Source organism: Lactobacillus sp. ESL0703 (genome assembly GCF_029433435.1).
Classification (GTDB): domain Bacteria; phylum Bacillota; class Bacilli; order Lactobacillales; family Lactobacillaceae; genus Lactobacillus.
The window spans coordinates 166,533-186,076 of the sequence record NZ_JAQTIB010000004.1; the positions used below are offsets into that span (position 1 = coordinate 166,533).

The 19,544-nt window shown below is 37.4% G+C and carries 21 protein-coding genes; 16 read left to right on the forward strand and 5 right to left on the reverse strand.

Features of this window, described 5'->3' with window-relative positions; all coding sequences use genetic code 11:
* Window positions 1-47 precede the first annotated feature (47 nt).
* Complete coding sequence (locus PT278_RS06995; protein WP_277131244.1) at window positions 48-1,784, forward strand: SH3-like domain-containing protein; 1,737 nt, start codon at window positions 48-50, stop codon at window positions 1,782-1,784.
* A 169-nt stretch (window positions 1,785-1,953) separates the two neighbouring features.
* On the opposite strand, the gene PT278_RS07000 is transcribed toward PT278_RS06995, so the two are convergent.
* Window positions 1,954-2,115, reverse strand: coding sequence for a hypothetical protein (locus tag PT278_RS07000; RefSeq protein WP_277131245.1), 162 nt, complete (start codon window positions 2,113-2,115; stop codon window positions 1,954-1,956).
* 246 nt (window positions 2,116-2,361) lie between these two features.
* A complete protein-coding gene (locus PT278_RS07005) occupies window positions 2,362-3,801 on the reverse strand; it encodes an amino acid permease (RefSeq protein WP_277131247.1) in 1,440 nt (479 codons plus the stop codon).
* A gap of 199 nt (window positions 3,802-4,000) precedes the next feature.
* Between PT278_RS07005 and PT278_RS07010 the strand changes: the two genes are divergently transcribed.
* From PT278_RS07010 to tpiA, 5 genes are all read left to right on the forward strand, one after another.
* Window positions 4,001-5,527 carry an SH3-like domain-containing protein gene (locus tag PT278_RS07010; protein WP_277131248.1) on the forward strand — a complete coding sequence of 509 codons (1,527 nt, stop codon included), beginning with the start codon at window positions 4,001-4,003 and terminating at the stop codon, window positions 5,525-5,527.
* 402 nt (window positions 5,528-5,929) lie between these two features.
* Complete coding sequence (locus PT278_RS07015) at window positions 5,930-6,961, forward strand: sugar-binding domain-containing protein (protein ID WP_277131250.1); 1,032 nt, start codon at window positions 5,930-5,932, stop codon at window positions 6,959-6,961.
* 63 nt (window positions 6,962-7,024) lie between these two features.
* Window positions 7,025-8,041 carry a type I glyceraldehyde-3-phosphate dehydrogenase gene (gap, locus tag PT278_RS07020; RefSeq protein WP_277131251.1) on the forward strand — a complete coding sequence of 339 codons (1,017 nt, stop codon included), beginning with the start codon at window positions 7,025-7,027 and terminating at the stop codon, window positions 8,039-8,041.
* A 104-nt stretch (window positions 8,042-8,145) separates the two neighbouring features.
* Complete coding sequence (locus tag PT278_RS07025) at window positions 8,146-9,357, forward strand: phosphoglycerate kinase (RefSeq protein WP_277131252.1); 1,212 nt, start codon at window positions 8,146-8,148, stop codon at window positions 9,355-9,357.
* A gap of 23 nt (window positions 9,358-9,380) precedes the next feature.
* Entirely contained in the window at window positions 9,381-10,136 is a 756-nt protein-coding gene (tpiA, locus tag PT278_RS07030; protein ID WP_277131253.1) for a triose-phosphate isomerase, read from the forward strand.
* A 59-nt stretch (window positions 10,137-10,195) separates the two neighbouring features.
* On the opposite strand, the gene PT278_RS07035 is transcribed toward tpiA, so the two are convergent.
* Entirely contained in the window at window positions 10,196-11,026 is an 831-nt protein-coding gene (locus tag PT278_RS07035; RefSeq protein WP_277131254.1) for a helix-turn-helix transcriptional regulator, read from the reverse strand.
* 252 nt (window positions 11,027-11,278) lie between these two features.
* On the opposite strand from PT278_RS07035, the gene PT278_RS07040 reads away from it, so the two are divergent.
* The 6 genes from PT278_RS07040 to PT278_RS07065 all read left to right on the forward strand — a co-directional run bounded on the left by PT278_RS07040 (window position 11,279) and on the right by PT278_RS07065 (window position 14,710).
* Entirely contained in the window at window positions 11,279-11,662 is a 384-nt protein-coding gene (locus PT278_RS07040; protein ID WP_277131256.1) for a hypothetical protein, read from the forward strand.
* Window positions 11,663-11,723: 61 nt separating this feature from the next.
* Window positions 11,724-12,476, forward strand: a complete 753-nt coding sequence (locus PT278_RS07045) for a hypothetical protein (protein WP_277131257.1) — start codon at window positions 11,724-11,726, stop codon at window positions 12,474-12,476.
* 2 nt (window positions 12,477-12,478) lie between these two features.
* The gene (locus tag PT278_RS07050; RefSeq protein WP_277131258.1) at window positions 12,479-13,117 is read left to right on the forward strand and encodes an ABC transporter ATP-binding protein; all 639 of its coding nucleotides are present in this window, start codon (window positions 12,479-12,481) and stop codon (window positions 13,115-13,117) included.
* Entirely contained in the window at window positions 13,110-13,820 is a 711-nt protein-coding gene (locus tag PT278_RS07055) for a hypothetical protein (RefSeq protein ID WP_277131259.1), read from the forward strand. The genes PT278_RS07050 and PT278_RS07055 overlap by 8 nt, the downstream gene beginning before the upstream one ends.
* Window positions 13,813-14,277 carry a hypothetical protein gene (locus PT278_RS07060; protein ID WP_277131260.1) on the forward strand — a complete coding sequence of 155 codons (465 nt, stop codon included), beginning with the start codon at window positions 13,813-13,815 and terminating at the stop codon, window positions 14,275-14,277. Before PT278_RS07055 ends, PT278_RS07060 begins: the two co-directional genes overlap by 8 nt.
* 94 nt (window positions 14,278-14,371) lie before the next feature.
* Window positions 14,372-14,710, forward strand: coding sequence for a YxeA family protein (locus PT278_RS07065; protein WP_277131261.1), 339 nt, complete (start codon window positions 14,372-14,374; stop codon window positions 14,708-14,710).
* A gap of 41 nt (window positions 14,711-14,751) precedes the next feature.
* On the opposite strand, the gene PT278_RS07070 is transcribed toward PT278_RS07065, so the two are convergent.
* Complete coding sequence (locus PT278_RS07070; protein WP_277131262.1) at window positions 14,752-15,273, reverse strand: hypothetical protein; 522 nt, start codon at window positions 15,271-15,273, stop codon at window positions 14,752-14,754.
* A gap of 11 nt (window positions 15,274-15,284) precedes the next feature.
* Entirely contained in the window at window positions 15,285-16,160 is an 876-nt protein-coding gene (locus tag PT278_RS07075) for a Cof-type HAD-IIB family hydrolase (protein ID WP_277131263.1), read from the reverse strand.
* A 188-nt stretch (window positions 16,161-16,348) separates the two neighbouring features.
* Here PT278_RS07075 and PT278_RS07080 point away from each other — a divergent pair, with 188 nt between their 5' ends.
* The 4 genes from PT278_RS07080 (at window position 16,349) to PT278_RS07095 (ending at window position 19,539) form a co-directional block, all read left to right on the forward strand.
* Window positions 16,349-17,047 carry a uracil-DNA glycosylase gene (locus tag PT278_RS07080; RefSeq protein ID WP_277131303.1) on the forward strand — a complete coding sequence of 233 codons (699 nt, stop codon included), beginning with the start codon at window positions 16,349-16,351 and terminating at the stop codon, window positions 17,045-17,047.
* A gap of 9 nt (window positions 17,048-17,056) precedes the next feature.
* The gene (gene pta / locus PT278_RS07085) at window positions 17,057-18,049 is read left to right on the forward strand and encodes a phosphate acetyltransferase (protein WP_277131264.1); all 993 of its coding nucleotides are present in this window, start codon (window positions 17,057-17,059) and stop codon (window positions 18,047-18,049) included.
* Window positions 18,046-18,522, forward strand: coding sequence for a tRNA (adenosine(37)-N6)-threonylcarbamoyltransferase complex ATPase subunit type 1 TsaE (gene tsaE / locus PT278_RS07090; protein ID WP_277131305.1), 477 nt, complete (start codon window positions 18,046-18,048; stop codon window positions 18,520-18,522). Before pta ends, tsaE begins: the two co-directional genes overlap by 4 nt.
* 291 nt (window positions 18,523-18,813) lie before the next feature.
* Window positions 18,814-19,539, forward strand: coding sequence for a hypothetical protein (locus PT278_RS07095; RefSeq protein ID WP_277131265.1), 726 nt, complete (start codon window positions 18,814-18,816; stop codon window positions 19,537-19,539).
* Window positions 19,540-19,544 lie beyond the last annotated feature (5 nt).

Consider the following 19,544-nt stretch of genomic DNA (forward strand, 5'->3'; position numbering starts at 1 on the left):
CTTATATTACAATATAAGGAGTATATTAAATTTTGGAGGAAAGATTTTTGAAGCATTTTACTAAAATAGCAACAATTATGACGACTTTAATGCTGGGCGTATCGGTCGTAACCAGCTCATCCGCGGCAGTAGTTACGGCCGCTACAACTGACTCTGATGCACCTGCTTCAGATACTACCAATTCAGCGACTAAGCCTGACGATACGCAAAATACAAATACCGCTACAACTGATGATAATCAGGCAGAAGATAATCCTGCTAAGCCTGATAATACACAGGATACGGCCAATGCTGATAAGGACAAGAAGCCGAAAGCTAAGCCAAAGCAAAAGGTTACCGGTTATTCGATGATGACCAAGGTTGCCGGCAATAAGAATTACAAGGTTTGGAAGACAGTAACTAATGGTAAGGTTCATACTAAGGTTGCTGATGGTAAAATCTACCAATACAACCACATTCAATCAGATCAATTAATTGAAACTAAAAAGGCTCGCTACTGGAGAATTTATGTTGACGGCCGTGAAGTTGGTTATGTCAACGAAAATTATTTTGCTAAGAATCAAATTTCAGTACCCAAGACAATTTCTTTAGTACGTAATGATAATTATGATTTCTTCTCATCTGATGCAATTTCCTATGTAACTAATGATATGGGAACAGTAATTGATAATGATAGTGTCAAAATTTCTAAGCCGGACATTTCTTGCAGCAAGGCCAAGACTTATAACGTTAAGTACAGTTATGGTTCAGCCAAGGCGACAGTTAAGATAACGGTGAGAAAGAGTACTAGTGAAGGAGTCGTTGATCCAAATGACTTTTCTGCTGTAACTGGCGAGCCTGGTACCAATGATTATCAGACTTGGAAAAAGCATTACGGTTCATCAGTTAACTATATTAGTCCAACTGAATACACGCCTGAAACTGAATCCCATACGTTAACTAGTGGTGATTTGACATTGAAGACCAAGTTTTATCAACCTGTACTCTTGAGTGTTAAAGATCCGTCGGATGATAATATTAACCGTGTCGGCCATATTCCAGAAGGGATGACGGTTTCTAACGGCTGGGCTTACACAAGTTTGTTGAGCCATACTAACTTAATGTCTGGTCATATTGTTGGTTATGATTTAAACAAGTTAAAGGATCCGTATAACGCACAGCACTTGCTTGATATGTCGCAAACTGATTTTAATAATTACGTAAAGCACATTAAGGTTAGTCAATACATCCCAATTGGTCACGGCCAAGCAATGGGTGCAAGCAAGAAGTATATTTACGTGATTAATAACGATCATACGCAAAAGAAGAGTACCGATTCAGTTGAATTGATGCAAATCCGTAAGAGCGATATGCAAATTAACAAGATTTGGACTTTTAAGACTTGGATTGGTGATGATACCCAAACACGTTATTTCCAAAATGGTGTTGTAATGTCAGATTATGATATGTACACGGTTTATCACGATACCAAGAATAATTGTTATGAATACTGGGAATTACAGCGTAAGGGCGATAATTGGTACCCAACGCTTGTAGGTAAGACCAATGGTAACTTTGTTAATAATGGTGCCCCTGTTCAGGGCTTTGCCTATGATCCTACTAATCAAAAGTTTTACTTAGGCTTTAATGATCTGATCTTTAAGATGAGCCGCAACGGTGCAATTAAAGAGGCTTATAAGTTTGATACTGGTCGCGAAATTGAAGGGATGTCAGTCAGCGATAATCAATTATACGTTAACTTGGCCCAACGCGCAGAATTGTTGGTCAGTCTGAAGATTAATTAAAAGAAAAAATAAGAGCTAACAGCTCTTATTTTTTTGTTTTTACATGTTATAATACTTGTATAAATAAAAAGTCCTGTTGGTATCAGGACTTCTTACATGAGTTTCCGCATAAAAGCGGTGACTTAACTATTAGTTAATAATAACCGTTAGTGTGTCAAGACTAGAGCGGTTATTTTTTTACTTTAAAATTCTTTAAAGCAGCTCTTAGTTCATTAAGTGCGCTGACTAATTTGATGGCATTATCAGTTAATTTAATTAAACTACTGATAATTTCTGCTAACACCCAAATAGTTGCGGCAAATGATAAACCAAAAGCAATAACAATATCCAAGGTGGATACCTGACTAATCCTTTCTGCAAAATTCTAAGCGTTACAGTTGTTACACCATAAATACCACTTCCTCAGTTTAGAAATTAGTCACCGCAATCTAGCTTTTGCTCATACTAATTAATTATAGCAAAATAATATTAAAATTGGATCGGTAATTTTAATATATGTCTGCTAATTGCTTGAGATAGTGTTCAAATTTTGAGGCAACAAAAAATCGCCCTTTTAAGGGGCGATTAAATAATTTGATTAATTCATTTTAGCTTCTTGATGGTGCTTGATAGCCGGTAAGATTAAACCGAGAAGGAATAAAACAATTGGCGTTGCAACATTAAGTGCTAATGTAAATGGATCAGGCGAGTACATTCCCATGACACAACAAGCAGCAGTAACGGCAAAGCACCAGATACCAGCCGTAAAGGCTAGACCTTGATGAGTTGTCATTTGATAAGTGTTGTCGGTAACGAATTTCTTATATTGCTTACGCAATGCAATGTAAGCAGCGAAAACCCAGAAGTAACGGATTGGCATAACAATTGAGTTTAATTTAACCAGTTGAGCCATAACAGCTTGAGCGTTTGGCATAACTGCTTGAAGAAGAATTAAACCACCAGATAAGGCAACAATCAACCAAATACCGTTGATGTACGCACCGTGCTTATTTAATTTGAGCAATTTCTTAGGGATGAAGTCTTTGGCTTCCTTACTGCCCAAGAGCATTCTTAGTGGCGCATCAATACTAATAACTAAAGTTGAGAACTGACCGATAACGTTGCACCAAGAATAAATATACATGAACAAACCACCAACGTGGTAGTATTGACCTAATTTATTGAAGGCCATGTAAGGACCGTTTGAAATATATTCATTCAGGTTGCTGCTGACAACTTTAGGATCAAACATCATTGCCATTGCAATAGTACCTAAAATTGCTGAAACCATAACCATTACGGCTAGACCAATCATTGCTTTCGGGAAGTTTTTGGTTGGGTCCTTTAACTTGTTAACGTATGGCGAAATCTTTTCAGCCCCGCCGACAGCGAAGACTAGAATTGACAATGAAGTGAAATACTTCATATTAAATGTCGGCATGAAGTTCTTCCAGTTCCAGCTAATATTGAAGTAGCTGGCATGTGGGTTAATCAAAGGTGCTGCAAACATCATGATGATGAATAAAATTGACATCACAAACATTGAAGTACCAGCGATTGTTGATAAGGTCTTGATAACCTGAACACCGCGGCTGGCAACCCAGCAGAAGAAGAGGAAGACTACAAGTGTGGCAAGCTGCGTCCAAGCAGTTGGCACGCTGTCGTACCAGTTGGTATTACCAAAGATACCCCAGGCCATACCTCTTAGACCACCTGTTCCTTTACTAGAAATATAAACGATATGGACGGCCCAGAAGGTCCAACCAGCGTAATAGGCCCATTTTGGTCCCATTGTTGCGTTGACCCAAGAGGCAACCCCACCTTCGGAATCTTTGAAGACGGAACCGAGCTCACCAACCATTAAGGCGTAAGGGATAAAGAATAGCAGGAATATCATAATCCAGCTAAAGATAACGTGAGTTCCATCAAAATAAACAAACCCGTTAACAACGTTACCAAAGCTCCAAACGATGGAGAAGGCCATTGTTGCTAGGGTTGTCCACAACATTTTCTTAGAATTGTCGTGTGTTTCAATCATGAAATAATATTCTCCTTTCAAATAATAATTAATATTGTACACTAGGATGAATTAAAAATCTCTTGTTTTTCGCAAGTTGTTAGCCGTATAGGAATTCTTTCTGAGAAAATTATGAATTATATAACACCGGTTACCATTGAATGCAGCTTATAATTGTGCAAAACTGTAATTATGCTGTTAATTAGAGAGTAGGAGAATTATGAAGAAGATCCAGATTGGGAAACGTCTACTAGTTGGTGCAATCGCTGCAACTAGCTTATTTGTGTATGGTAATTATCGCGTGGTTAATGCCAAGAGTTACAGTAAGGCTGTGACAAAAGTAGCGGGAGACGGCAATTATACGATATATCATCATGCTTCAACTAAGGGACCAACTGGTGCATTTACGTCAACCAAGTATTTTAAGCATGCTAATCTGCAGTCGAAGCGGTCTGTGACAACTAAAAAGGGGAAGTTTTGGCAAATTATTGTTGATGGGCGAACTGTCGGTTGGGTCAACCAGAACTTTTTTGCTAAGAACAAAATTGTAGTGGCAAAAAAGGTTAGTCTAGTTGAAAATAGCAGTTATGATTTTCCAACGCGGGATGCCATTAGCGTTGCTGCAGATAGTCAAGGAACGGCAATTAATCCGAGTGATGTTAAGGCTTCGCCAGCTAAAATTAATACAAGTAGACCAGGAACAACTACGATTAATTTTCAATATGGCAGTGCCAAGGCAAGCGTTGAAGTAACTGTGCGTGACAATCAAAATGAAGGAATTGCGCGAGCTGACCAAATACCAAAGAGTGGTCCGACGCCGGTTTCTACTTGGAAGGGTAGTTCCAAATCATCATCACGTAATTGGAATGCCAAACATCATTATGGTTTTGAAACTAAGTCTAATACATTTAAAGCTGGTGATTTAACACTGAAAACCCAGCTTTATCAACCGCGATTTGTTAGCTTGGACTACAATAAAGCCGCTGATAAGATGGGGCAGGTAGGAGTAATCCCAGAAGGAATTACGGTAAATGGCAAGAATTTTACAGTTGCGGTTTTCAATAATAGTAGTGATGACAAGGGGCACCTGGTATCTTATGACTTAGTCCATATTAATAAGTATCGCGCTCAAAATTTACCGGGATTAAGTTGGTCAACGTTTAAAAAATATGCTTCTCATATTAAGGTGAGTCCTTACATTAAATTAGGCCATGGCCAGTCGCTTGGCTCTTCCAGTAAATATCTTTATGTGATGGCTAATAACAATAAGCTTCATAATTCCAGTGCTTCTGAAGAAATCTTACAAATTCGCAAGTCTGACATGCAGATTAATCAGATTTGGTCGTTTAGAATTGTAAACGGCAATTCGCCGCGCTACATCCATAATGCAACATTTAGTGGTGACAACACGATGTACTGCTTATTCCATAATGGCAGCAATGGTCGCTATGAATATTGGAAAGTAACTAGAGATGGTGATACGTGGACGCCGGTTGAAGTTGGTGCTACGCAAAGCAACTTTATTGGCAATGGTTCGCCAGTCCAAGGTTTTACCTATGATGCAAGTCACAATCAATTTTATATTGGCTTTAACGATTATCTGTTCCGTGTTGGTCAAGACGGCACTTATAAAGGAAAAAATAAATTACACGTCAAAAGAGAAATTGAAGGTTTGGCAGTTTCTGGGAGTAAACTTTACGTTGAATTTGCCCAACGTGGTGAGTTAACGGCAGGAAAAACAAAATAGAAAAATAAAAAGCAGCTTCATGAGAAGCTGCTTTTTCAATATGGGTCCCCTGAGAGTCGAACTCAGATTTTAAGAACCGGAATCTTACGTGCGATCCATTACACTAAGGACCCAATTAAGTACATCAACAAGTATACCAGAAAGGAGGCAAAAATAAAAACTTTTTTGCAAAAATTCGCTAAAAAGTTCTCTTGTCACTAAAAATGCTTATATTTTATGCCATTTTAATAATTAATATTTCACTTGAATTATTTGCAAAGCATTGTTATACTGTAAGTGTCGATGGAGGAATAGGAGATTTTAGTATAACAAGTCTATATTTCTCTTATATTTTTAGACAATCTGGGACATTAAGTGACACACTATGGGTCATAATTGTCCCAGCAGGGAGGAGAAAAGATTATGTACTCGGAATTCCCCGTGCTAGAAGCTCTCGTTCCTGATATCTTAAAAGTGTTTCGACAGAGGTATCTTGTTCTTGAGCAGATTTCACTTAATGCGCCAATTGGTCGCAGAAGTGTAGCGCAGGCTTTGGGACTTTCTGAAAGAAATGTGCGAACAGAGACGGAATATCTTCGTGATCTCGGCTTGATTGAAATTAAGAGTTTTGGCATGTTTATGACAGAAAAGGGTAAGAAAACCTTGCAGGACGTGGCTCCTTTGATTGACCGGCACTACAATGCTCGGCAAACAGAGGTCGAATTGGCTCAGAAGTTAGGGATTGACCGGACAATTATTGTTCCGGGTGATAGCGACTTGCAAGAACGAGTTTATGAGCGAATGGGTGAAGAACTAAGTTCGGCTTTGAATTTGTTTTTGCCGCTTGGTAAGTCAATTATTACCGTTTTAGGTGGCGTTGCCCTTGCTAAATCTGCAAAGTATTTGTCCAAGAACTTGAGTTATAACCGGCAGTTAGAATTTGTACCGGGACGTGGTGCACTGGGCGAGAATGTTGCAATTCAAAGTAACACTATTGTTCAAGAAATGGCCGCAAAAACCGGCGGAAAATATAAGACTTTATATTTACCTGAACAAATTTCAACGCAAACGTATAAGTCTCTCATTAGAGAATCGACTTTTGCGGATGTTTTGGAAGATATCGCCAAAAGTGATGTTGTTATCCATGGCATTGGGTTAGCTCATGATATGGCTCGGCGCAGAGGGTACGATTCAATTCGTTTATCCGAATTGCGCGAAAAGAAAGTGGTCACCGAATGTTTCGGGTGTTTCTTCGATGACCGAGGAAAGATTGTCGACCGCGTGCAACAGGTTGGCTTGCAGTTCGAAAATCTAAACAAAATCCCGCACATATTTGCCTTTGCTTGCGGCAGCCGTAAGGCTCAAGCAATTAAAGCTTATATGCCTAATGCTCCTCATCAAACCTGGTTAATTACTGATGAAGGAGCCTCAAATAAGATTTTAAAGGGGATATAAGTCTCATTTAAAATAAATTGGTGTTTACAATTCTTACATAGTTCTTAAGGAGGACTTTAGAATATGACAGTTAAAATTGGTATTAACGGCTTTGGCCGTATTGGTCGTTTAGCATTCCGTCGGATCATGGATTTGGGCGAAAAGTCAAAGGATATTGAAGTTGTTGCTATTAACGACTTGACCACCCCTGCACTTTTGGCACACTTATTGAAGTATGACTCAACTCATGGTACTTTCAACCACGAAGTTTCAGCAACTGAAGACTCAATCGTTGTTGATGGTAAGAAATATCGCGTATACGCTGAACCACAAGCACAAAACATTCCTTGGGTTAAGAACGACGGTGTTGACTTCGTTCTTGAATGTACTGGTTTCTACACTAGCAAGGCTAAGTCACAAGCTCACCTTGACGCTGGTGCTAAGAGAGTCTTGATTTCAGCTCCTGCTGGCAATGACTTGAAGACTATTGTTTACTCAGTAAACGATGACACTTTAGATGCAAACGACAAGATCGTTTCAGCTGGTTCATGTACTACTAACTCATTGGCTCCAATGGTTGATGCTTTGCAAAAAGAATTTGGCATTAAGGTAGCTACTATGACTACTATCCACGCTTACACTTCAACCCAAATGATTTTGGATGGACCTGTTCGTGGTGGTAACATGCGTGCTGCTCGTGCTGCCGCAGCTAACATTATTCCTCACTCAACTGGTGCTGCTAAGGCTATTGGTCTTGTTGTTCCAGAATTGAACGGTAAAGTTAACGGTCACGCACAACGTGTTCCAGTTGTTGATGGTTCATTGACTGAATTAGTTTCAATCCTTGACAAGAAAGTTACTGCTGACGAAGTTAACGCTGCAGTTAAGAAGTACGAAAGTCCTTCATTTGCTTACAACGATGACGAAATCGTTTCAAGCGACGTTATCGGTATGACTGCTGGTGCCATTTATGACCCAACTCAAACTATGGTAACTACTGCTGGTGACAACCAATTAGTTAAGACTGTTTCATGGTATGACAATGAATACTCATTCACTTGCCAAATGATTCGTACTTTGTTGAAATTTGCTACTCTTTAATCATTAATTTTTGATTACTGCTGATAGTAAAAGAGAAGGCGGAGGGAAATTCTTCCTTCCGCCTTTTTTTGAAAGAAAAATAATTGAGTTATCGGAGGATATAGATGGCTAAATTAATTGTTTCAGATTTAGATGTTAAGGATAAGAAAGTTTTAGTTCGGGTTGACTTTAATGTCCCGATTAAAGATGGTGTAATTGGCGACGATAACAGAATTGTTGCCGCATTGCCAACAATTAAATACATTATTGAAAATGGCGGTAAAGCAATTTTGCTTAGTCACTTGGGTCGGGTTAAGTCAGACGACGATAAAAAAGAATTGTCACTTAAACCAGTTGCTGAACGTTTAAGTGAACTCTTGAAGAAGCCTGTAACTTTTGTACCTGCAAACGAAGGTCAAGAAGTTGAAGATGCTATCAACAAGATGCAAGATGGCGATGTTATTGTTCTTGAAAATACTCGTTTCCAAGATATCGACAACGACTTTGGTAAGCGTGAATCTAAGAACGATCCTAAGCTTGGTGAATACTGGGCAAGTCTAGGCGACATGTACGTTAATGATGCCTTTGGTACTGCGCACAGAAGCCACGCTTCTAATGTGGGAATTGCTGAAGCAATGAAGAAGGCTGATAAGCCTGCAGCAGCTGGCTACTTGATGGAAAAGGAAATCAAGTTCTTGGGTGACGCTGTTGCTAACCCAGTTCACCCATTTGTTACCATTTTGGGTGGTGCTAAAGTTTCTGACAAGATTGATGTTATTACCAACTTAATTCCTAAGTCAGACCACATTTTAATTGGTGGTGGAATGGCTTATACATTCTTAGCTGCTCAAGGACACAACATTGGTAAGTCATTGTTTGAACCAGACAAGGTTGATCTTGCTAAACAATTACTCAAAGAAGCTGATGGTAAGATTGTTTTGCCAGTAGATAACTTAGCCGCAACTGAATTTTCAAATGATGCTTCTCGTGAAGTTGTTGGTGACGATATTCCTGACAATATGATGGGCTTAGATATTGGTCCTAAGACTGTTGAGAAGTTCAAGGAAATCTTGAAAGATGCTAAGACAGTTGTTTGGAATGGCCCAATGGGTGCCTTTGAAATGTCCAACTTTGCTAACGGTACTTTAGAAATTGGTAAAGCTTTGGCAGAACTTAAAGATGCCACAACTATCATTGGTGGTGGTGACTCAACTGCCGCTGCTAAGCAATTAGGAATTGCACCTAAGATTACTCACATCTCAACTGGTGGTGGTGCTAGTTTGCAATACCTTGAAGGTAAGGAATTACCAGGAATTGCCTGCATTTCAGACAAGTAAATTGAGGAGAGGACGTTATTATTATGCGTACACCAATTATTGCTGGTAACTGGAAATTACACATGAATCCAGAACAAACAACTGAATTTGTTGATGCAGTTAAGGGTAAGTTGCCAGAATCTACTAAAGTTGAAGCCTTGATCTGTGCTCCAGCTGTTGACCTTGATGCTTTAAGAAAAGCTGCTAAGGGTTCAGAATTAAAAGTCGGTGCAGAAAATGCCTACTTTGAAGATGAAGGTGCCTTTACTGGTGAAACTTCACCTAAAGTTCTAAAAGAAATGGGTATGGATTACTGCATTATCGGTCACTCAGAACGGCGCGGTTACTTCCACGAAACTGACGAAGACATTAACAAGAAGGCTAAGGCTTTGCTTGCTAATGGTATTACACCAATCATCTGCTGTGGTGAATCACTACAAAGACGTGAGGCTAACCAGCAAGAAGAATGGGTAGTTGGTCAAATTGAGGAAGCTTTAAAAGGCTTGTCAGCTGAGCAAGTTGCTAGTTTAGTAATTGCTTATGAACCAATCTGGGCAATTGGTACTGGTAAGACTGCTAGTTCAGACCAAGCCGAAGAAATGTGTAAGACAATTCGCGACACAGTTAAGAACCTTTATAATGAAGAAACTGCCGCAAATGTTCGCATTCAATATGGTGGTTCCGTTAACCCTGACAATGTTAAGGAATTAATGGCTAAACCTGATATTGATGGTGGTTTAGTCGGTGGCGCTAGCCTCAAGCCAGATTCATTCTTGGCTTTGGTTAATTACCAAGACTAATAATATTTAAAAACCAGCTACTGCAAATAAGCAGTGGCTGGTTTTTTAGTTTGGAGTATTTAATTGTGCAACTGTTTATTGGTAATTTCATCCTTAAGTGGCTGAGCAACAGTGGTGGCGCCGATTTTATCAAGTAAGTCAGCATAATATAAAGATTGCTTATAGTTTTGGTCACAAAGAGCAATTTCAGAACGGCAGAGAAGTGACTTATCATATTGACCAACTTCTTGTGCTAATTTGTCAGCTTGAGTTAAAGTATCCTTTGCTTTTTGATAATTTTCTTCATCAATGTGCAAATTGCTTAGATTAATTAGAACGCTACATTTTAATGATTTTAAAAAAGGATAGTAGTTATTGATTGTATATAAAATCTTACTAATGATTTGCTTGTCAGTTTCATAGTCAAAAGCATAGGCAATCATGTTTAACAAGCAAATATCGGTAATTGTTAGAATTTTAATCTTGCTTAAATAGTCGTTCCAGATAGGTTGAACCAGTTTTTTAGCTGGTTCTAAACCATCTTTTTTATTTAGTAATAAAAGTGCTGTTAATACTAAAGATATTCGTTTGAGATCGTTATCGTTAGTAGCAGAACAGTCTGCAATGATTTTTTTAATTTTGTCAGTTTCAGTACTAGTTTGTAAATTGAGCAGTTCATACAAAATTTTACTCTTTTTTGTAGGTAAATAATTCCGTTGAACATATTCAAATTCGTTTAGGCCTAAGCTAAGACGGGAAATCATTTCGTTAGCATTCTCCCGTGAAGGGTACACTTTGTCTGATTCAATCTTAGATAAGGTACTGCGATCAAATAATCCTTCAGCTAACTCCTCCTGACTAATTGAGCGTGATAAACGTAATTGTCGGATAGTTTCACCAAATGTATTCATAAATATATATCATCCTTTTTATTATTAATATATAATAATTATACTAAATTATTTTATAATTTTAAACGTGTGCAAATTTTGCACAGACTTTTAAAAATAACTGAGATATGATTAACACCGTATACAGAAAAAGCTTTAGAAATAATGCTTGCTTATTAGCAGAAAGGGGTATTACTGTGAATGAATTGTTGAAATTATTTGTATGGTATATTAGATAGCTAAATAATAATTCTTGAAAGGTGAAATGATATTATGAAAAATAAATTTGTTAAATTTTTAACTGCTATTTTTGTTGCTGCTTCACTAATAGCACCAGTAACAGTATCGGCTGCTCATAAGTGGTATGGTGAAGACATAACTTTACCTAGAGCAGGAAGAACTTGGTGGGCAACGAAAAAGCGTAAAGCTACTAGCAATACACAGGGCTTAAAAGCTAGTAAAAATAAATACCAGATTGTTGGTAATATTGCTAATACAGGTAATAAATTAATTGGGAGTTGGAAAACTTTTAAGGCTAGAAATAAATATGCTCAATATGTAGAAACTGATGCTAAAGGATCAAAAATTAAGGCAGTATTTCAAACTAATCGATATAATCTACGTACTACCACAGGTCATTTAGAATGGCGTCCTTGATGCAGGTTTAACGGTTCTCATCAGAGAATCGTTGTTTTTTTAAGAATGAAGGAGCTCAGTTATGAGCAAAATTAATCAATATCGTGGTGTAAATAAGATTAGTTGGCTGATTTTTACAACTGCCATCATTATTTATGCCGCACTTGTTTTGATTGTAAATAATAAGATTGCGGTTGGTTATCCATTATATTATCGGGCAATAGAAGGGAATTTTTCTCCAATCTACTTTGAATATAACTTTATTCCCGTGATAATTATCTTTCTTGGTTATCAAATAGCAACACCATATTGGTTTACTAGTTTTAGAGAATGGTCATTGTTGCGCAGCAAACATAATATTATTTTCGAGCAAATAAAAAATAGCTTTGTAATTACTGTTAGCTTTGTATTTGTGAGTTGGTTAGTATCATATATTTTGCTTCTAATTTTCAATGGTAGTAATCCAATTCTACCTATTAAAACCGGGTTAATTGGTTTCAGCGGAAGTTTTTTGGGGACCGTTGGTCTGTTGCTGGTGACGGTGGTAGTAGATTTTGGCATAATTCTGTTACCACTAATTTGTAATTTGTTTTTGAAGAAAAAGTGGCAGGTATTTGCGTTAGCAATATTACTTAATTTCTTTTTGCCGATTTTTTTATTTATGCTAAAAATTCTGCCTGAAGCTGATATGCCAATTAATCTGTTAAATATATTTACTACTGCTACAAAGCCAAATCAATTGTTACAACCGATTATTTTAATAATTGTGACGGTTATTTGTGAAATTGTAATTATTTATGGATTGAATAAATTTCATGAAAGGACAGAGTATTAATAATGAATGTAGTTACTCTTGAAAATGTTGAAGTACAATTTCGCAAAAATGTTCTTTTAACTAATGTCAACTTGACTGTTAATGCTGGTGATTTGATTTTATTAAACGGTGATAATGGTACAGGTAAGTCTACTTTGTTAAAAGTAATTTGTGGGTTACTGCGACCTAATAATGGGAAAGTAAGTGTTTTTAATCAGGAACTATCAAAGGGCAAGTTTGCTTCCGATACTGCGGTAATGATTAATGCACCACAATTTATCGGTAACTATAGCGGCTTAGAGAATTTGTGTGCATTAGCTAAAATAAAGCATAAGATTGACGTGTCGACCGTCAAACAATACATGCAATTAGTCGGTTTAGATCCAGAAAATAAAACAAAAGTTAAAAAATATTCTTTGGGAATGAATCAAAAATTAGGTCTTGCGCAAGCATTGATGGAAGATGAAAAACTTATTTTGCTTGATGAACCACTTAATGGTCTTGATAAGACTTCGAAGATAAAACTGATTGACTTAATAACTAACATACATCACGAAAAGCCCGATAAAACATGGATTATTGTTTCTCATGATGATAGTTTTAATGAAATTTGTAATCGAAAATGGCAAATCAAAGATAAAGAGTTGAGTGTGAGTGAATAAATTTATTATTCAAACAAGTTACAGAAATTTGTTAAAGCTGGCATTAGCAACGATTTTGCTGGCAGCGTTTGTTTACTCGTTTTTAAATAATTGTAACCTCCATGCAAAAATGAACATGATAATGATTTTTTGTAATACAGCGGTTAGTACTGAGTTATCTTTATTTGTCCTTCCAGTGACGACATTATTTGTTGGCTTTGATATTACTAGAGTTATTGGTACGGGATTTGGTGATGTATTACAAATAAGACTAGGCAACAAAAAATCCTTGATTGATGGTTATCTTTTTGGTGAATTTATTTTTGCTTTAATCTTGGAGTTGGATTTTTTCTTAGCATCAGTTTTTGCGGCAATTTTTTTAGGAATCAAGCTAACTTTTGTAATTACAATCAAGGATTTAATGCTGATATGGCTGCAAGTCTTAGATATTTATTCTTGGCTAGTACTATTCACATTACTTCAATTATATTTCAAGAAATTGATGATTACATTTATAGGTGGATTGATTTTTTGCTGTTGCCTATTTGCAATTCTGAAGGTAAACTTGCCATTTCTTCAACATTTTGCTTTTTTACCAGGAACAGAATTATTCTTAAATTCTAATTCATTAATTTCATTACTTAATAACTATATTAGTGTAATATGGCTTCTTGTTGAATTTTTAATTATTCATGTACTAGTGCTGCGAGGGGACCATGATTAAGAAAACTTGCAAGAATTTATTATTAATTTTAGTTGTAACAATTGTTTGGGGCTTCACTGTACGGGAAGTAGGTAATACCGGTCAGCCGCTAGTATCAGCAACTAAGACAATTGGTGTATTTGCGACCAATTTATTTTATTGGTTTTCAATTTTGCTCGTGTATGACCAAATATCTGATAATTTTTTAGAGCAAAGTTTTGTTCGGATCAGATTCAAAAATCTGGGACAATTATGTTCTGCCATTGGAATCAAAATAGTCATTTTTACTGTTGTAGACGCTAGCTTTTTATTTGTGACAACACTTGTTTTGCTAGGAAAGTATTGTTCGCTAACTACATTACTGTTCATCATTTTATTTATGATAATCATGCTGGTGATGAATGAACTATGGCACTTTTACCAATTAAATCAAAAATCACTATTAATTGTAATTTTTGTTTTGCTTGTATTATTTTAATAAATATTGACAATCTATGATAGACATGCTATTTTATTTATAATCAACACTGTATTATTTATATATAACACTAAATTTTTTGACGGAGACGAAAATGAAGCATATTGAAAAGTTTTTCTTAAATAGTGTGATTGTCATCGTAGCTCTAGTTGCATTTATCATGATAAGTCATATACCAATTGTGGATGAAGTCATCGATTACTTTAATCCGTTTATCTCAATGAGAATTGACTACGCTGAAGTGCCTAAGGGTACGCAAGATTACCGTAATATTCAGGCAGTTGATAAAGACGGCCATAAGTTACGGTATAAGCTTGAAAACTTTGGTGGTTATGATGCCAATCAAAAATATGTTGTCATTAAGCATAAGGGGCAATTTGTCAAGCATATTGACTATATCCCAAAAAGTAAAATGCCAGTTACCGAAGACTAAAAAATAAGCTAGAACTTAATAGTTCTAGCTTATTTTTTTGGTTAATTCAAATTAACATTGACTTTGCGCCCAATTGGCGGGAAGGTTGGCAATTTTAACGGTGTTGTGTGCCACTGAGTAAAGAGTGTGGCACTTAATAAAATAAAGGGAACATCTTCTGGACGTGTAATATCACAAGTTAGGATGACGCCAGGTTTACCGACTTTAGTTTTGACGGTGGCTACTTTTTTAATGCCGAAGAGAAATTTGTAGCTGCCGTTTTTAATGCTGCCAGTGACAAGGTAATTGAGCCGCGTCAGGTAAAACAAATTGGTCATGCGGCTGTTGAGGCGCTTAACTTTAACTAACGAATGGTTGACGACATCAATAGTAAATGAAGAAATAAGGCCATTGCCGTCAGCGTATAGCCGACCGATTTCTTCATGATTGCGCGTCTTTAAATATAAGGTGTGATTAGGATTATCTAAATTTCCTTGAATAATATACTGAATTTGTCCGTTTTCGTCAGCAACAGGGATCTGTCCGTATTCGGATTCTTGACTTAACTCTAATAAGTAGCGCATCTATAATACCTCTATTCTTTAGCATTATCTTTGATAAACTTCCTTAAAATATAGCCGACACCGTCTTCGTTATTAGTTTTGGTTTCGATTTGTGCAAGTTCTTTGATTTGGGGAACAGCATTCCCCATTGCTACACCGACACCAGCGTCACGAATCATGCTTTCATCATTTAAATTATCGCCGATTGCAGCAACTTCATCACGTTTAAAGCCCTTTTTCTTGGCATATTCGAGTAAGGCAGTTCCTTTTTGAGCATGAATGTCATTGATTTCAATGTTGATGTCAGAACTGGAGGTAATTGCAAGATCGTCAATAAGTGCCAGTTTCTGCTTGATTTTGGTTAATAAAGCGGGTCCGCGACTATCAAAGCCAATTATTTTCATAACTTCAATCTTCGGATCAAGCAAAAGCTCCTCAAAACTATCAACTAAAGTCATACTTAACATTGCATTACTGCCACCGGAAATTGCAACTGCATTTTTAAAAGATAATCCGGGATTAAGGGCAATTAATGAGTGAGCCAAATTGAAGACACGTTTGCTAATATCCTCGGAATAAATATGGTCGGCGGTTACGATTTCAAAATAAATATCGTTTTTACGCAGAATGTTAGCAGCAGCAATTACTTTTTGCTTGGGTAGAACATGCTTAACTTGCAAAGTATTATTTGCATCGTAAACCAAGGCACCATTAATATTGATGAAGCCAGTTTGCAGTCCGTAATTGCGAATAACTGCCTGTGATTGCTTGGGTGCCCGACCTGTTGCAACTAGAAACTCAATGCCATTGTCTTGAGCAGCACGAATGGCGGCAACATTTTCGTCAGAAATGGTTACTTTGCTGTTAAATAGCGTGCCATCAAGGTCGCAGGCTACTAATTTAATCAAAGTGAAATTCAATCCTCCCTTAGGTAATAACTAATTACTTCTTTAAATCAATATTAACATATCGTAAAAACATTAACCGTACTTTTTAAGGAGAATGGGATGAAGATTATTGCCAATTTAACGAATTTTGTTGCCATCAGCGCGTGGTTTCATGATAACATTGAAGTTAATGGAAGAGAGGCTACATAATAATGAAACGGTTTATTGGTAATGATTGGGATGAGGTTTTAGCACCGGTATTTGCAAGTGATGGCTATCATCAACTGCATGACTTTTTAAAGAAGGAATACGCGACTAAGCAAATCTTTCCCGATATGTATCATATTTTTACGGCTTTTAAGTTAACCTCGTATAAGCAGACTAAGGTAGTTATTTTGGGGCAAGACCCATATCATAATCCCGGTCAGGCAACGGGGATGAGTTTTGCGGTGATGCCGGGAATTAATCTGCCGCCGTCATTACAAAATATCTATCGTGAATTATACGACGATGTGGGCTGTCAACCGGTTAATCATGGTTACTTAAAAAAGTGGGCAGATCAAGGTGTATTGTTACTAAATGCCGTTTTGACAGTTCCTTATGGTCATGCTAATGGTCATCAAGGCAAGGGCTGGGAGCAAGTAACAGATGCAGCGATTAAGGCTTTGAGTGATCGGGGGCAGGTTGTTTTTATTCTCTGGGGTAGATTTGCACAAAATAAAATCCCATTAATTGACCAAGAGAAGAATTTTGTGATTAAATCAGCTCATCCAAGTCCATTTTCAGCTGATCGTGGCTTTTTTGGGTCACGGCCATTTTCACGGTGTAATACCGCATTGAAAAAGTTTGGTGAAACGCCGATAGATTGGCAATTGCCGCAGACAGTTGCTCAAGCAGATTTAGCATAGGTGAAGATAATGAGTGTTTTTGAATTATTAAAAAATAAGGTACAGGCAAGTCAGAAAAGTTACCGGATTGTTTTTCCAGAAGGAACCGATAAGCGGGTAATTGCAGCGGCTAGCAGGTTAGCGCAGGAAAAAATAATTGAACCGATTTTGTTGGGTAATCAGCAAGAAATTGCCCAAATTGCTCAAGATACCGAAATCGACCTTGGCGCAGTAACTGTAGTCGATATTCCGGCTTACACACACCAAGATGAGATGGCAGCAGCGTTTCTTGCTGCTCGCGGTAAAAACTTTACGCAGCAAGAAGTTGCCCAGCAGCTGCAAGATCCTAATTATTTTGGTACGATGCTTGTGAAAATGGGTGCGGCTGACGGGATGGTATCAGGTGCGGCACATTCAACAGCCGATACTGTTCGTCCAGCTTTGCAATTAATTCATGCAGCTGACGGAATGCACCGAGTTTCTGGAAGTTTCATTATGGAGCGCGGCAGCGAAAAGTACGTTTTTGCCGATTGTGCAATTAATATTGAGCCTGACAGCAGCACTTTGGCCGAAATTGCTTACCAATCTGTGCAAACAGCGCGGTTAATTGATATTGATCCCAAGGTAGCATTCTTGAGTTTTTCAACTAAGGGTTCTGCTAAGGGCGAAATGGTTGATAAGATGCAAGAAGCTAACGAGTTGTTCCACCAGCAGCATCCTGAGATTATTGCCGATGGTGAATTGCAGTTTGACGCGGCTTATGTACCAGAAGTTGCAGCAACAAAAGCCCCAGACTCCGCACTCAAGGGGCAAGCGAATATTTTTATCTTTCCAGAATTGCAGTCAGGGAATTTAGCTTACAAAATTACCCAGCGTCTAGGTAACTTTACGGCAATTGGTCCGATTTTGCAGGGACTTGCCGCACCGGTCAATGACTTATCGCGTGGTGCCAGCAGCCAAGACATTTATAATATGGCAATCTTGACTGCTGCCCAGGCGCTTTTGGGGGATGAGCAAAAATAATGAAATTAGAAGTTAATTCCGCTGCTGAAATGCAGCAAATCGGAACAGCAATTGCCCAAACGGCGCAGCCGCACGACTTACTGCTATTGAATGGTGACCTAGGAGCGGGGAAAACGACGTTAACGCAGGGTATTGGCCGTGCATTAGGCGTTAAGCGGCCGGTGAAGAGCCCGACTTTTACCATTGTGCGTGAGTATCGCGAAGCAAAATTGCCGTTGTTTCATATGGATTTTTATCGTTTAGAAAATGATGACTTGTCCTCGATTGATTTAAATAGTTATTTGGCAGAACCTGGATTAGTCGTGATTGAGTGGCCACAGGTAATTAAGTCCGATCTGCCTAGTGAATATCTGCAGTTAGTAATTAGTCGCGTGGATGATAGTTGGAATTCAACTAAGCGGCTAATTGAATTTAAACCGCAAGGTGAGCGCAATCAAACTTGGGTTAATGAAATATTAGCCAAAATTAAATAATATACCAAAAGCAGAGTTGATTAATTTCAGCTCTGCTTTTAAGTTGCTCTCATAGATATTACTAAATAAAGAAATTTGTATTGCAAGTCGTTATTTTGGTGGTTTATAATATACACTATCATGCATAAGTAATTATAAATTATCTATAATAATATAGTAAATATATCGTGATTAAGATAATTGAAGAAATACTTATAATTTAATATTAATCTTTGAAGGCTGTCTTAATTGGCAAGCTGAAATTATAGATATTAAGAGTATTAGGATGACTAATTACAATAGGAGTCACAAATGGGGAAAAATGTTGTTATTACACAATTTCTGACCAAGATACCAGATGAAAAAACAGATCAAGATCTTGAAGAAGTTGATATCATTGAAAAGACTCATGATTTGTATGAGTCGACAGCAAAGTTTGGCATAGAATTACATACATTAGTTAATTCTTCAAATAAGATAACGCCACCGTCCCTAGAAAAAATAATTCAGGTAGAGCCGTTTGCTAATTATCCAAGTAATAAAGGGCGTTTTTTGCGTTGGGAAGTTACCTTTGAATATTTATTACAGCATCCTGAAATTGAAAAAGCTGCCATAGTTGATGCTAGTGATGTAGAAATGTTGAATTATCCCTTTGAGCAAGTAAAAAGTGGCATGTTGTATGTCGGTGATGAAGATAATGATCTTACAGGCACAACTATTACTAACGACGCTAAGCCGGGATATTTATCAGAATTTATTAGCAAAAATCGGCATTTACAATTACTGAATACAGGTGTTCTTGTCGGTACAAGGGAAATGCTGCTTGAGTTCTTGGCTGTGATGGTTAAATTGACTGCTGAAGATGCTGTGAATGAAAAATTCTTCCCGGAACAAGCTCATCTAGGAGATTTTGAGATGGGCATTGCCTGCTATATTCTTTACAAATTTTTCCCAGAACATGTGTGTCACGGCCGCTTAGTTACTACACACTATAAATATTATGAACGTAATAGTAAGGCATGGTTTAAGTATAAGTAGGGGGT

Excerpts from the sequence above, each read along its gene's own strand:
- PT278_RS07060 (WP_277131260.1), top strand. The coding sequence starts at position 13,813 with ATGATTAAGAAAACTTGCAAGAATTTATTATTAATTTTAGTTGTAACA.
- PT278_RS07095 (WP_277131265.1), top strand. The coding sequence starts at position 18,814 with ATGGGGAAAAATGTTGTTATTACACAATTTCTGACCAAGATACCAGAT.
- PT278_RS07065 (WP_277131261.1), top strand. The coding sequence starts at position 14,372 with ATGAAGCATATTGAAAAGTTTTTCTTAAATAGTGTGATTGTCATCGTA.
- PT278_RS07070 (WP_277131262.1), bottom strand. The coding sequence starts at position 15,273 with ATGCGCTACTTATTAGAGTTAAGTCAAGAATCCGAATACGGACAGATC.
- PT278_RS07005 (WP_277131247.1), bottom strand. The coding sequence starts at position 3,801 with ATGATTGAAACACACGACAATTCTAAGAAAATGTTGTGGACAACCCTA.
- gap (WP_277131251.1), top strand. The coding sequence starts at position 7,025 with ATGACAGTTAAAATTGGTATTAACGGCTTTGGCCGTATTGGTCGTTTA.
- PT278_RS07035 (WP_277131254.1), bottom strand. The coding sequence starts at position 11,026 with ATGAATACATTTGGTGAAACTATCCGACAATTACGTTTATCACGCTCA.
- PT278_RS07050 (WP_277131258.1), top strand. The coding sequence starts at position 12,479 with ATGAATGTAGTTACTCTTGAAAATGTTGAAGTACAATTTCGCAAAAAT.
- PT278_RS07040 (WP_277131256.1), top strand. The coding sequence starts at position 11,279 with ATGAAAAATAAATTTGTTAAATTTTTAACTGCTATTTTTGTTGCTGCT.
- tpiA (WP_277131253.1), top strand. The coding sequence starts at position 9,381 with ATGCGTACACCAATTATTGCTGGTAACTGGAAATTACACATGAATCCA.
- PT278_RS07025 (WP_277131252.1), top strand. The coding sequence starts at position 8,146 with ATGGCTAAATTAATTGTTTCAGATTTAGATGTTAAGGATAAGAAAGTT.
- PT278_RS07045 (WP_277131257.1), top strand. The coding sequence starts at position 11,724 with ATGAGCAAAATTAATCAATATCGTGGTGTAAATAAGATTAGTTGGCTG.
- PT278_RS07010 (WP_277131248.1), top strand. The coding sequence starts at position 4,001 with ATGAAGAAGATCCAGATTGGGAAACGTCTACTAGTTGGTGCAATCGCT.
- pta (WP_277131264.1), top strand. The coding sequence starts at position 17,057 with ATGAGTGTTTTTGAATTATTAAAAAATAAGGTACAGGCAAGTCAGAAA.
- PT278_RS07015 (WP_277131250.1), top strand. The coding sequence starts at position 5,930 with ATGTACTCGGAATTCCCCGTGCTAGAAGCTCTCGTTCCTGATATCTTA.